This is a genomic window from Wolbachia endosymbiont (group A) of Barypeithes pellucidus (assembly GCF_964030885.1).
Taxonomy (GTDB): Bacteria; Pseudomonadota; Alphaproteobacteria; order Rickettsiales; family Anaplasmataceae; genus Wolbachia.
Genome location: NZ_OZ034985.1, coordinates 242,876 through 256,271, shown reverse-complemented (window position 1 = coordinate 256,271; position 13,396 = coordinate 242,876). Strand labels below are relative to the sequence as shown.

Annotated in this window: 11 protein-coding genes and 5 pseudogenes; 15 read left to right on the top strand and 1 reads right to left on the bottom strand. The window is 35.4% G+C overall.

The window, feature by feature from the left end; genetic code table 11:
* Positions 1-211 precede the first annotated feature (211 nt).
* The 15 genes and pseudogenes from ACQH1X_RS01400 (at position 212) to ACQH1X_RS01330 (ending at position 13,214) form a co-directional block, all read left to right on the top strand.
* Complete coding sequence (locus ACQH1X_RS01400) at positions 212-352, top strand: hypothetical protein (RefSeq protein WP_425386344.1); 141 nt, start codon at positions 212-214, stop codon at positions 350-352.
* 283 nt (positions 353-635) lie between these two features.
* Positions 636-1,082 carry a hypothetical protein gene (locus ACQH1X_RS01395; protein ID WP_425386343.1) on the top strand — a complete coding sequence of 149 codons (447 nt, stop codon included), beginning with the start codon at positions 636-638 and terminating at the stop codon, positions 1,080-1,082.
* Between the two features lie 371 nt (positions 1,083-1,453).
* Complete coding sequence (locus ACQH1X_RS01390; protein WP_425385766.1) at positions 1,454-2,401, top strand: IS110 family transposase; 948 nt, start codon at positions 1,454-1,456, stop codon at positions 2,399-2,401.
* A 310-nt stretch (positions 2,402-2,711) separates the two neighbouring features.
* A pseudogene (locus tag ACQH1X_RS01385) lies at positions 2,712-3,489 on the top strand (IS5 family transposase).
* A gap of 466 nt (positions 3,490-3,955) precedes the next feature.
* A complete protein-coding gene (locus tag ACQH1X_RS01380; protein ID WP_425386342.1) occupies positions 3,956-4,399 on the top strand; it encodes a PAS domain-containing protein in 444 nt (147 codons plus the stop codon).
* Between the two features lie 98 nt (positions 4,400-4,497).
* Positions 4,498-4,704 carry a 50S ribosomal protein L35 gene (rpmI, locus tag ACQH1X_RS01375; protein WP_265034920.1) on the top strand — a complete coding sequence of 69 codons (207 nt, stop codon included), beginning with the start codon at positions 4,498-4,500 and terminating at the stop codon, positions 4,702-4,704.
* A gap of 20 nt (positions 4,705-4,724) precedes the next feature.
* Positions 4,725-5,090, top strand: a complete 366-nt coding sequence (rplT, locus tag ACQH1X_RS01370) for a 50S ribosomal protein L20 (RefSeq protein ID WP_353288842.1) — start codon at positions 4,725-4,727, stop codon at positions 5,088-5,090.
* Positions 5,091-5,102: 12 nt separating this feature from the next.
* Positions 5,103-6,002 (top strand): methionyl-tRNA formyltransferase, encoded by a 900-nt coding sequence (fmt, locus tag ACQH1X_RS01365; RefSeq protein ID WP_425386341.1) that lies wholly within the window; start codon positions 5,103-5,105, stop codon positions 6,000-6,002.
* 290 nt (positions 6,003-6,292) lie between these two features.
* Positions 6,293-7,249 carry an IS5 family transposase gene (locus tag ACQH1X_RS01360; protein WP_425385760.1) on the top strand — a complete coding sequence of 319 codons (957 nt, stop codon included), beginning with the start codon at positions 6,293-6,295 and terminating at the stop codon, positions 7,247-7,249.
* A gap of 276 nt (positions 7,250-7,525) precedes the next feature.
* On the top strand, positions 7,526-9,037 hold the full coding sequence (gene purH / locus ACQH1X_RS01355; RefSeq protein ID WP_425386340.1) for a bifunctional phosphoribosylaminoimidazolecarboxamide formyltransferase/IMP cyclohydrolase: 1,512 nt from the start codon (positions 7,526-7,528) through the stop codon (positions 9,035-9,037).
* A gap of 145 nt (positions 9,038-9,182) precedes the next feature.
* A pseudogene (locus ACQH1X_RS01350) lies at positions 9,183-10,024 on the top strand (IS982 family transposase).
* A gap of 860 nt (positions 10,025-10,884) precedes the next feature.
* A pseudogene (locus ACQH1X_RS01345) lies at positions 10,885-11,512 on the top strand (IS110 family transposase); the annotation flags it as partial.
* Between the two features lie 83 nt (positions 11,513-11,595).
* A pseudogene (locus tag ACQH1X_RS01340) lies at positions 11,596-12,206 on the top strand (IS630 family transposase); the annotation flags it as partial.
* 77 nt (positions 12,207-12,283) lie between these two features.
* A complete protein-coding gene (locus ACQH1X_RS01335) occupies positions 12,284-12,436 on the top strand; it encodes a transposase (protein WP_425386339.1) in 153 nt (50 codons plus the stop codon).
* A gap of 26 nt (positions 12,437-12,462) precedes the next feature.
* A pseudogene (locus ACQH1X_RS01330) lies at positions 12,463-13,214 on the top strand (IS5 family transposase).
* On the opposite strand, the gene ACQH1X_RS01325 reads toward ACQH1X_RS01330, so the two are convergent.
* Positions 13,168-13,317 (bottom strand): hypothetical protein, encoded by a 150-nt coding sequence (locus ACQH1X_RS01325; RefSeq protein WP_425386338.1) that lies wholly within the window; start codon positions 13,315-13,317, stop codon positions 13,168-13,170. The pseudogene ACQH1X_RS01330 and the gene ACQH1X_RS01325 sit on opposite strands and share 47 nt — an antisense overlap.
* Positions 13,318-13,396 lie beyond the last annotated feature (79 nt).

The following is a 13,396-nucleotide window of genomic DNA, read 5'->3' as shown; positions in this document are numbered from 1 at the left end:
AAAAAGGGAGTGTTAAATAAACCATACGCGTCAAGTTAAGGAAATATCGCCCAATATAGCACCATTTAAACTTGTTTGTTACATTTATTTTTTTGGAAATTTTGATCTAAAATAAGATAATTCTTTTGTGTGTCCAGATAAGGTGAGTATGTTCAGTGGGAATCAAACCCCATCAGGATAAAAGTCGGAGTCCTGTAGCTAGGGTAGCAATGTGGAGGGAAACCAAGATATTGAAGCCTACCGACAACGTTATCGTAAGGATAATGGCGAATTACCAGGCCGTAGCGAAAGCGAACACATAGGTGGCCCCGAATGTCAAGTACTAAAAGCTGAGCCCACAAAAGAAGGGTGAAAGCAGTATAGGTGGCTGAAATACGAATGACACAGCGTACCTACTTTAGCGGGGTGTTAGTGACAGCATGGTAATGAGGACATACAAAGTAACTGGAGAAGCCCTCCTCATCCCAAGGAGAAATACCTTGGAGTGATAGGTTCTATAACTGGAAAACAGGAAGTGAACTGAAGATGAGAGGGTGGCGGATGGGTGCGTAGTAGTGAAGAAATGAGGTAACGCTCATGGAGCAAAGGCACCCTACTAGTAGAAATCTTTTAACAAAAGGGAGGTAAAGGTAAAAATGACAAAAATACCAACAAAATTACAAGACCTGAGAAGGAATATATATACCAAAGCGAAGGCAGAACCGGAATGGCGATTCTGGGGAATCTATGTTCATGTCTGTAAAATGGAGACACTGGAGGAAGCTTACAAGCTAACGAAGAGGAGTAATGGGGCACCAGGAATTGACGGGGTGACATTCGAATCGATAGAGGCAGAAGGCATAAGAAAGTATCTTCAACAAATAAGACACGAACTAATAACCAAGACCTATAGCCCAAATAGGAACCGGAGAAAGGAAATACCAAAATCTGGAGAAAAATTCAGAACGTTGAACATACCCTGCATCCGGGATAGAATAGTGCAAAGTGCACTAAAGCTAATAATTGAACCGATATTTGAGTCTGACTTTCAGGACGGATCATATGGGTATAGACCAAAAAGAAAAGCGCATGAAGCAGAGTAGCGAAAGTAGCAATCAAAGGCAAAACAAAATGTATTGACGTAGATCTGAAATCCTACTTTGATAACGTGAGACATCATATTCTTATGGAGAAAATTGCCAAAAGGATAAATGATAAAGAAATCATGCACTTGATCAAGCTAATCCTTAAGGTTGTAAGTTAAAAACATGTTATAAAAGAAACAAGAGGGAAGATAACCCTACTCACTATAGGAATAGGGCTATCACGGGCGTGTGCGACCGAACAAAGATTGGTATTACAACCGTTCCTATCAAGGTACACTAGCCCATCTCTCGATACGTTTGAATAGTTGTATGGGACATATATATGCACCCGTTTACAATCTTAAATTAATAAAACTATCGAGGTTATCATGGTTACATCTTATCAAAATTTTATTGGCATTGACATCGGAAAATTCAAGAATGTTGTTGCGGTTCACAAACAGAAAAATGCTGTCGAATTTGACAATAATACTTCTGGTTGGCAACAATTGTTTCAAAAATTCTCAGATATCTTACCTAATTCTTTAGTGACTTTAGAAAACACAGGAAAATATGAGCTTGGTTTGTCGCATTTTCTTATTGACAAGAATATCACCGTACATCGAGCTAATACCCGCAAAGTAAAAAGTTTTATTTTATCTCACGGAACTTTAGCAAAATCCGATAAATCAGATGCAAGGGCTCTTGCTCAATATGGATTTGAACGCCATAGAACTCTCTCTCTATTTGTACCTACTTCTGAAAAACAATCAACCTTGGTTGCACTTTGTCAACGTCGTGATGGCATCACGCAAATGAGAACTCAGGAAAAATGTAGACTGGAAGCACCTGAAAACGACCATATAAGGGAAAGTTGTCAAAAAACTATTGAATTCTTTAATAGCCAAATAGATGAACTCAGTAATACTATACAAAAAATCATTGATGAAAGCCATGAGTTACAAGAACATCAAAAAATCCTTAAAACAGTTCCTGGAATAGGTAAAAAGTTATCACAAGATTTTCTGTGTTTAATACCAGAGCTTGGTTACTTAAACAGAAGAGAAGTAGCAAGTCTTGCCGGAGTTGCACCTCATCCTAGGGAAAGTGGTAAAGCTGTTGGTTATCGAAGGATTATAGGTGGTAGAAGTAATGTCCGTAAAAAGCTTTTTATAGCTGCCATGTCTGCTGCAAGGTCCAAATCTGTACTTGGTGCCTTTTATTCCAAGCTTGTTGAAAGTGGTAAGAAGAAAATGGTAGCTATAACAGCTCTAATGCGAAAAATTATAGTAATTGCTAATGCAAAACTTAAAGAAGCAATTAATTTGCATACTTAAAAATCCTCACAACGGTAACTGAAATTGGCTAATGAATATGTGCGTCCACACAGACTTAAAGCACATATTCATTAGCTAAGCAGAAATTGTTGTGGCAGTGTTTGATATAAAATTTTATTTCTATGACACACGGGTTTTTATTGCCTACATGATTGAACAAAGTTACAGAATTACACAAATAAAAAATTTTAAAAAAAACATAGTTGATAGGATTATTGGATCAGAAAATTAGTACTAGACCTTCCTTAGAGACTGTACATGATCTCAAGAAAGGAATAAACTAAGAGATAGTGTATATAAATGAGGATATATGAGGAGTTTATACCCAAGTGACATAAGTCGAGAAAAGTTTGAGATTATTGTAGCAGATCTGGAATCTTGCAGAAAGAAGACAAAACCAAGAACACTTGATTTATATGATGTATTTTGTGGGGTGCTATACGTCTTAAAAAGCGGCTGCCAGTGGAGAATGTTACCAAAAGAGTTTCCAAAATGGCGCAATTGTTACGACTATTTTAAGAAGTGGAGTGAAAAATCAGATGTAAATAAAGAAAGTGTTCTGGAGCTGGTATTAAAAAAAAATAGTTGGCGTGGTCCGACAAAACAATGGTCGGAAAGAAAAAACCAGCTTCTGCATAATTGATGCACAAAGTGTAAAAAATGCAGATACTGCTGAAGAAAAAGGCTATGATGCAGGCAAAAAGATTTCAGGAATAAAACGCCATATTGCAGTAGATACGCAAGCATGCAATTTATATAACGACAGCAGAGATAACTGACCGTAGCAGTGCTGTGAGAATGGTCGAAAATGCAAAAGAAAACCTCTCGAGAGTAAAAAATGTACTGGTTGATGCAGTGGAGAGAATTTTGCAACTCAAATAAAAACGATTATTGGTGCAACCGTTGAAGTGGTAAAAAGAAATGAATTACATTCCTTTGTTGTGTTGCCCAAAAGATGGGTTGTGGAGCGATCTTTTGCTTGGTTAGAAAAATGTAGAAGATTGTGGAAAAATTGTGAGCGGAAACTCAACACTAGCCTGCAAATGGTCGTTCTTGCTTTCACTGCTTTACTCCTTAAAAGATTATGAACAGGCTCTTAGAACAGTGATCAAACTCAACTTGAGCATTCCAGAGCTACACCGAAAACAGAGGAAAGAGGATCTTTGTCCAGCAGAGTAAGCAATGCCACATCAGTAGCGCATCTATCTTCTCAAATTAGCACCGAATATTAGCACTTGTCCAAACTAGGGGATGTTTTTTAAACATCCCCTAAATTCACATACAGGATTCTTTAATAAATCAATAGAATTGTATATCCTGTTTTAATATTTCCTTTACTAAATCCACAACTTTTTCATTTAATAATTTTGATGTTAATGCTACCCTAAACCAACTAGCTATATTTACCTTGTATAATCTTGTTTCCCATATTGTTTATTCTATAAACAGGAATCGGTACAAGAACTTCTAGTGATATGCACCTTGTGGTAAGAAAAAATCAATATATTCACGATAAATTTACCTCATATCTGTGTTTTATATGTGGAAATTGGAATGGAAATTTATGTAGGCAAAGAAAAAAGAATAGCAAATGTGGTAACTGAGCACTGGAGTGACATAAAAGGATCAGACAGAGATTGGCCAGAAAGGCCCGAAATAGACACTGCAGAAATAATGGAGTCATGGCAGCATTGTTTTATCATTGAAGTCAAGGATCAAGGTTATATTTGTGAAAATGCAGGAGAAAAGGCTGTTGAATTCTATGGTTTTGAGAAAAAGACGCGCATTGATAATAAGTATGCAATTGATGCACCATTTCTGCGACTATATAAAATAGATGCAGTCATTGATAAACTTGATACTGTAATAGAGAGTAAATGCCCAATCAATGAAGAGGAAGAAAGTGAAAGTGTTAAAATGAGACAAGTATTGTTGCCACTTGGGAATAAAGAAGGTATAACACATATATTGGGCGTAATTACATTTAAGCTCCTTTAATATACAATTTAAATTTGATTCTTTAATAAAATTATTTATACTAATGCTTAATTACTATTAAAGAACTCAATAGTAGTATTTGTAAATTTATTTGGAATATGAAGAAAATAAAATTAAAAACCAAATCTTCTGTTAAAAAGCGCTTTCACCTTACAGCTAAGGGTAAAGTCATTTCTACTCAGTCAGGCAAAAGGCATGGCATGATAAAGAGAAGTAAATCTAATATTCGTAATCAGCGCGGTACAACGATTCTTGGTAAATCTGACTCGCGTATAGTTAAGCTTTATATGCCTTATGGTATTTAATAAAATGGAGGTAAAATAAAATGGCTCGGGTAAAACGTGGGGTCACTACTCACGCTCGTCATAAAAAAATATTGAAATTGGCGAAAGGTTATAGAGGACGCGCAAAAAGTTGTTATAGAATTGCATTACAAAGAGTTGAAAAAGCATTGCAATATGCTTATAGAGACAGAAGAACTCGTAAACGTGATTTCCGTAGCTTATGGATAATACGTATTAATGCAGCAGCAAGAGAGCATGGGCTTACTTATGGTAGGTTTATACATGGTCTTACACTTGCTGGCATTGATTTAAATAGAAAAATTCTTGCTGAGATGGCCGTTAATTATAAGGATGATTTTGCCAAATTAGTAGAAGCTGTAAGTGGTAAATTAGCGGAGAATTCTTAAAGCAAAAACACTGTGAGAATTATTTTCATGGGGTCACCAGGGTTTGCTGTTAATTCTCTGAGCTTGTTACTGAAATCAAAGAGCAAAGTGGTAGCAGTATACACCAAGGCTCCAAAACCTTCAGGGCGTGGACAGAAGCCAACGAAATCTCCAGTACATGTTATTGCTGAAGAAAGTAACATAGAGGTATGCACTCCTATCTCTCTAAAGTTTTCGGCAGAGCAAGAAAAATTTAGAAATTTAAAACCAGACGTTGCAGTTGTTGCCGCGTATGGATTGATACTTCCAAGAGAAATTTTGAATATTCCCAAATATGGTTGTATTAATATTCATCCTTCATTATTACCAAGGTGGCGTGGTGCAGCTCCGATACAGCACACAATTTTAGCAGGAGATCAAGAAACCGGGGTTAGCATTATGCAATTGGATGAAGGATTAGATTCCGGCCCTGTTTTAAAACAGGAAAAATTTCTTATCGAAAAGAACGATAACTACAAGACATTGCATGATAAATTGTCTGAATTAGGCAGTGATTTACTGCTGAAAGTGCTAAACGAAATTGAAAAACAGGTTCCCTTAAAACAGAACGATAATGATGCATGTTACGCTGACAAAGTGGAAGACTATAAAATTTATGCAAGTGATGCTTGTGAGGTTGCTTATAGAAAGGTTAAAGCGTTTTACCCAAAAGCGTTCATCAAGATAGAGAATAAACGTATCAGGATACTTGATGCTGACTTTGAAGCTCTCGCTTCAGAACAAGGTAAGATTGTTAACGATAATATGCACATAAGTTTAAAAGGTGGCACTTTAATTCCTAAAGTTATACAAATGGAAGGGAGAAATCCTTGCAGTATTGAAGATTTTATTCGTGGCTTGAAATCAAGCATGGTAAAAAAATTTATAGAATAGACTACTTTGAAGGGAAGGTTAGGAGGGCTAAAGCAACTTCTACAATTTGGTATTCCGCTGCTTGTTACACAACTGTACAAACATTCATTTGTGAAAGCAGTGTGTTAAATATTATAGCAGGTTTTGCCTCAAACACAAAGGCGGTGCCCAGACTACTTGGATCCAGAAAAAAGGATGATGTCATCCCAGTACTTGACACTGGGATGGCTTTGTTGCATAGCAACCGAAAAAATCTGGTAGCTACTGACAAAATTCATTATAAATAACCATTTAACTGTTGAAGAAAAAATATGCCACAGAAAATGAAAGTCAGTAACCAAAACGAATATAACAAATTCCTTGAAAAAAGGGGAAATATTTTTCATTACATCGATGAAGCTATCGAAAATTGGTATGAAAATAGTCCAAAAATGCAGGGCGGCAACTATATTTACAGTGATAAAGTCGTAATTTTGGTGCATATAATTGTCAATCTTTTTAGAATTGGTTTAAGACAAACGGTGGGGTTTATAAAAGGATATCTGCAACAAATAGGAAAAAATTTGGCAGTTATCAGCTATTCACAAGCATCAAGAAGGTTTAAAAAACTTAATATTAAGATAAATGATTGCAGGGTTGATAAAAGCAACATGGAAAATATTGAAATTATCATAGATAGCACAAGTATCAGCATTTACAGTAACACTCCTGGCCACAGTAAGGAAAACAGTGCAGATAGAAAGTACCGAAGCTACGAGCAAGTAAGAAAGTTACATGTTATGTTAAGTGTGAATAGTAAAAAAGCTATAGCTGCAAGATACAGTAATGGCGTCTACTCTGACCACTATGGAGCTTGCGATTTGCTTGAAGAAGTTAATTTTCAGCACAAAATAAAAGCATTATATGCAGATAGGGCATACGATAGGCACAAACTTTATAAATTGTGTAAGAAATACGATATAAAGACAAAAGTTCTACCAAAAAAGGATGCAGCAGAACATTCAAAAATAGATTATATGTCTGACAGAAATGCTGCTATTAGGTTAATAAAATTATATGGACAAGATGGTGTAAAAGAGTGGAAAAAGGAAGCGATTTATGGAAAGAGATCTTACATAGAAGGATTTTTCTCAAGGTTGAAGCAAGTATTTGGATTTAGCTTTAGGAATAAATCTGAAGTAAATCGTGAAAAAGAATTACTAATTAAGTGCTATTTGCTCAACAAATTCACTGATATTGGTATGGCTAAATTTGAAATCATTACATAAATTTGTCGTAAACCATCACTGCTTAAGGTGCTATGCAACAAAGCCCACTGGGATCCAGGAAACTTGACTTTAAATAAGTGGCTGCATAATAAAGACTAGATTCCAGTGCCAAACACTGGAATGACACCATTTGCTGTGCGATTTACCTTCAAAAATGAATGTTCGTACAGCTATAGCGGAATCTACAATAAGATACCGCGACGGTATGACGTAGTAGCTATATATAGACAAATTTTCTTTTCTTAGATATAATCTTAAAAAACTTTCCATATAAAAATGAAAATAAAAAGAGCTTTAATATCAGTATACGATAAAACGAATATAATTGATCTTGCATCGTTTTTAACGCAGCAACAAATAGAAATTCTTTCAACGGGAAATACTTATAAAGCACTATCTGATGCCGGAATAAAAACACAAGAGGTTTCAGATTACACACAATTTCCAGAGATACTGGGTGGTAGAGTAAAAACTTTACACCCTAAAATTCATGGAGGAATACTTTGCAATAGAGAAAAGCACAAAACGGAAATACAAAATCTAGGTATTGAGCCAATAGACCTGCTTATAACTAACCTATACCCATTTTGGGAGACAGTGAATAGCGGCTCAAATGAAGAACAAATTATAGAACAAATTGATATCGGCGGAGTGGCGTTAATTAGAGCTGCAGCAAAAAACTTTCGTTTTACTTCAGTTATTTCTAGCATTCAAGACTATGAAGCACTAAAAGCTGAGATGATAAAAAATAACAATGAAGCAACATTGGAATATAGAAAACATTTAGCAATCAAAGCATTTGCTTTCACTGCACACTACGATTCTAATATTCACAGTTGGTTTTTATCCCAGAGTAAAAATAATGAGTTGCCAGAGTTTTTTGCACTATATGGACATAAAGTACAAGAACTCAGGTATGGTGAAAATCCTCATCAAAAAGCTGCATTTTATAGCAATCAATTTACCAAATATCCGCTGGAAAAAATACATGGAAAAGAGTTGAGTTATAATAATATAGTAGATATAGAGTCCGCACTTAACATAATTTCTGAGTTTAAAGAGCCTGCAGCAGTAATAATAAAGCACAATAACCCATGTGGCGCTGCTGTTAGTAATAATGCTTTGGAGGCATATGAAAAGGCCCTATCGTGTGATGAAGTAAGCAGTTTTGGTGGCATAGTTGCCTTAAATCGGGAAATAGATTTAAAGCTAGCAGAAAAATTAAACGAGATATTTTTGGAAGTAGTGATAGCACCATCGGTAAACAATGAGGTACTAAAAATTTTGCAAAGAAAGAAAAATTTAAGAGTGATTATTCATAAATCTTTCCAACAAAATGTGAAATACCAAACTAAAAATGTTGTTGGTGGGTTTTTGGTGCAAGAAAATAATGACCACACAATAAAAGCAGAACAAGTAACAGAATGCACTACAACAGAAAAAGAAAAGGAAGATCTTATTTTTGCCTGGAAAATATGTAAACATGTGAAATCCAACGCAATAGTTATAGCAAAAGATGGTTGTGCTATTGGCATCGGTGCAGGGCAAACAAGCAGAATAGATAGTGTGAACATTGCAGTAAAAAAAGCAGGTGAAAAATGTAAAGGTGCAGTGCTTGCTTCAGATGCATTTTTTCCATTCCCAGATAGCATAGTAGAAAGTGCAAAACATGGAATTACAGCTATAATTCAGCCTGGTGGCTCGCTGAAAGATCAAGATGTGATAAAAGCTGCAAATGAAAATAAAATTGCTATGTTTTTCACTGGCGTTCGCAGTTTTTTCCATTAGGCTTTGTGTCTTATCCAAACTACACTGCTACAACTATACGAACATCGTCTACCATGCACGCTAACTATGGATTAGAAAAATAGTAAGAGAGGAGGGAAAAAGAGGGTAAACTCCAGTATTTTAGCAAGAAATAGGAGGTTACCCAATGAATAAGAATATAATAGAATTGTTCTGTTTTGTAGATGATTATTGTAAAATAATAGATGAAAATTTTGCCAACAGACTGTTGTCTAATGGTAAAAAACCTACCAGAGTGCCAGAAATAACGTATTCTGAAATTATCACAATAATTCTACTATACCAGCAATCTAGATACGAAAATTTTAAATCATTTTATCTATATTACTTAAAGTTGTTACATAAGTCGGACTTTCCAACACTACCTTCATATGATAGGTTTATTGCGTTAAAACCACGAGTTTTGTGGTATTTAGCAATGTTGCTACAGTGGTTAAGCAAAAACCACAGGCATTTCCTATATTGATTCAACTTCAATTGCAGTATGTCATAAAAAAAGAATCTAAAAACACAAAGTCTTTGCTAGAATTGCAAAAATAGGGAAAAACACTACTGGCTGGTTTTATGGCTTTAAATTACATATGGTAATCAATGAAATAGGTAAGGGGTTACTTTGACAAAGGGTAACGTTGACGATAGGAAACCAGTTCCAGACCTGACTAAAAAGTTAGCAGGTTTATTATTTGGAGATAAAGGTTATATTAAAAAAGATCTATTTTTTTGATAGAAATCTAAAGCTTGTTACCAAGGTGAAAAAAGGTATGAAAAATGCATTAATTCCTCTGAAAGAGAAGATTTTGTTACGGAAGAGATCGATTATCGAAACGGTCTTTGGTTACCTAAAAAATAGATTGGAAATTGAACATACTCGCCATAGATCTCCTGTTAGTTCACATTTTTTCCACGCTTATTTCATATTCCCTAAAACGGAAAAAACCTTCTATTTCCAGCACTTTCTTTACCGGCTAATCCATAGTTAGCGTTAGAGATACCGTGAATAAATCACGGTATGACGTAGAGCTCGCGTTAGCTATACTTTTATACTCACCAACTCAGCGTCCAATCTGGATCCCAGTGGGCTTTGTTGCATTGCTAGCTATGATGGATTAAAGATAAAAAAGATAGAGAATATCAGTAGCTTATTATTCTGGTATTTATAACAAGAACGGTCAGTGAATACCTAAATTTGAGTAAAAGAAATTTCACTACCACTCACTAATCCGGCTAAAATTCAAGAATTTCAATGCTTTAGCTATTTTCAATAGAATTAAATTTATTAATATAAATAATAAATTACTATTCTTAAATTTGATCAGATTGATTGCAAAAAAACAAGATTTTCAATAGGTTGCTTATAATCCTAACTATAGTTAGCCTTTCATAAATAGCGATGCAACAAAGCCATCCCAGTGTCAAGCACTGGGATGACAGGAGAAGGAGGCTACTTGGATGACAGGGGAAGGTACTAGCCTGACAACCGTCATCTCGCCACGTGTTAGCGGGATCTATGTTAAAGTATGACGGTTAAGTAACTCGTCATTCCGCTACTTGTTAGCGGGATCTGGAGATACCGCGAATGAATCGCGGTATGACGTAGAGCTCGCGTTAGCTATACTTTTATACTTACCAACTTAATAAAATTCCTGGATTGTATCTTAAAAAAAGTCAAAAGACTATGATAAGCAAAGGAGTGATACTGTGTCTGGGTAAAAACCGTTGCTGGCTTAAAGCAAAATGTAGTACGAGCGGTAGGTGGATCTAAAAGATCGAATTACAATTCTGTATACAGCATTTTGCATTATTGTTTGATTATATTTATAGGTACAAAAATGGCTAGAATAATTTTTATGGAAGTGGATGTTTCCAAGGAAACATTGGATTAACGGCAAGCATAAGCGCATAGCAAACGTGAGTGATGCTATATCTAAGTTTATAGAAACAAATATAGTCGATTTACCCATCAAGTTATGTGTAAACCGGCGGCTACGAAAAACTCGTTGCAAAATTGTTACAAGATAACTGTCCATAAAGCTCACCCGAATCGGGTATATGCATTTGCCAAAGCTTGCAATCATTTTGCAAAAACTGACAAATTAGATGCTAAATTACTGGAAAAATACGCTGAATTTATCAGTAAAGATGGTGAAGTAAAAGGATGTACAAAAGCAAGAAGAATTAAAGGAGCTAGGAGCAGTTGAGCGTAATTTAAATCATGCAAATAAGTGTCGTCTGCAAAATGCAACGGGAAAAGCTAGAGAATATATAGAAAGACAAATAGAGTTTGCTGAAAAACAATTGAAGGAAATTAGGCAAGACATAGAAGACGTGATAGCTGAATTGAAAGGAAAAAATGAGCTTTTAATCAGCTATAAAGGTATTGGGCCAAAGACAGCGAGCGTTCTACTGACAGAGGTACCTGAGCTTGGTAGATTAGAGAATAGAGAAATTGCATGCTTATACCAATTCCCATTACACGGCAAACAGATGGACAATGATGGAAAAAAAGCCATAATGAAGTAAGTAAAATAGTTGAGGTATAAATGGCATTAAGATCAAAATTATTGGATGAAAAAGTAGTAGAATCAGCAAAAGAAATGCTGAAGAAAGTAAGGAATAATGCATATGTTTCAAAAAAACTAAATGCTGTAATTGCAGCAAAAAAGTACAGTATAACGGCTGTAGCAAAAATATATTGCATTTCAAGAAGCGCACTAACTTCGTGGGTAAAACTCTTGAAATTTGGCAGAGAAGAAAAACTGTTTGCTCCTCCACAACGCCGTAGAAAAACTAAATTAAATCAGGCTCAACTACAACAAATTGAAGCATGGATAGAAGAAAATCCTAATATTACCATTAAAGAAATGAGAATAAGAATCCAGGAAAAGTTCGGATTAAATATCAGTAAATCTACAGTACACCGCCATATGCAAAAGATGAAATTCTCATATATTACACCAAGACCAGTTCATAATGAACAAGATAAAAGCAAACAAGAGGAATTCAAAAAAAAATCTCAATGGAGCTATTAGCAAGTATCCAGAAAAAGAGCTATTTTTCTTTGATGAATCACGGTTTGGCACACATTCAAAGGTTGGACATGGGTGGTTTAAAAAGGGCACAGGTTAAAACAAAATTAGGTAGGCAAAATTTCTGACCTTACCCAGAAAAAGTGGAGAGAAAGTTGGTACGTTTTTATAATAAAAAAATGTTTTTATAGAGAGGTAGAATATGTCAAATGGAAGAGAATATACAGCAGAGTTGAAAGAAGAAGCTGTAAAACTTTTTAAAGAAAGAGGAGAAACAATTTCGAAAGTAGCAAAAGATCTAGGCTCTGTGGACAAAAAATATGAAAAGAGAGAAAAAGATGGTAGTTTAGCTTAATAGGTAAAAAATGGAGAAACTACCATATGCAATATTACATCAAAGAGGAAAATTGGAAACAAATTTTAGAGTTCATAAAAAGCGTAAAAGGAATGCATAGCAAAGATGAAAAACGTTTAAGAATATTCATAGAGGCAGTGTGGTACATAGTCCGAAGTGGTTGCCAATGGAGACTTTTACCAAAAACTTATGGTAATTACAGGAGTATACATAAGCGATTTAAAAGATGGTGTGGAAGAGATGTCTGGGAAAAATTGCTTGAATATACTAAACAAGAGCCTGATTTAGAAGTTGCTATAATCGACGGTACGATCATCCGAGCCCATCCATGTTCATCTGGATATACAAAAAACTCCAAGGATCAAGAAGCTTTAGGGAGGAGCAAAGGTGGCTTTACAACTAAAATACATGCGCTTGTCGATGCACTTGGAAATCCACTTAAATTTACTCTGACCCCTGGTCAAAGAAATGAGATTACACAAGCAGCAACATTAACTGAAAGTGTCTATAATACCACTGTAGTGGCTGATAAAGGCTATGACAGCAATGCTTTTGTTACGAGTCTTGAAAGCAAGGGATGTACAGCAGTTATTCCTCCGAAGCGTAATCGAAAAGTGCAGAGGGGTTACGATAAACACATTTATAAAGAGCGTCATTTAATTGAGTGTTTTTCGGTAAAATTAAGAACTTTAGGCGTATTTTTTCCAGATTCGATAAAACGGCTGAGGTTTTTATGGGTTTTCTAAATTTTGTCGGGGCTCTTGTATGGCTTCTCTAAAATTTTGTCCACAGAGCCTAGCGATGCAACAAAGCCATCCCAGTGTCAAGCACTGGGATGACATCACAGGAGCACTGGAATGACACCTTCCTGCCCAGTTCATGTTGCTATAAATATTAAAAAATTTACCAAACAAAAAAAAGGCAAAAGAAGCCCCGAGTAGCGAGTTTTGACTCTATATT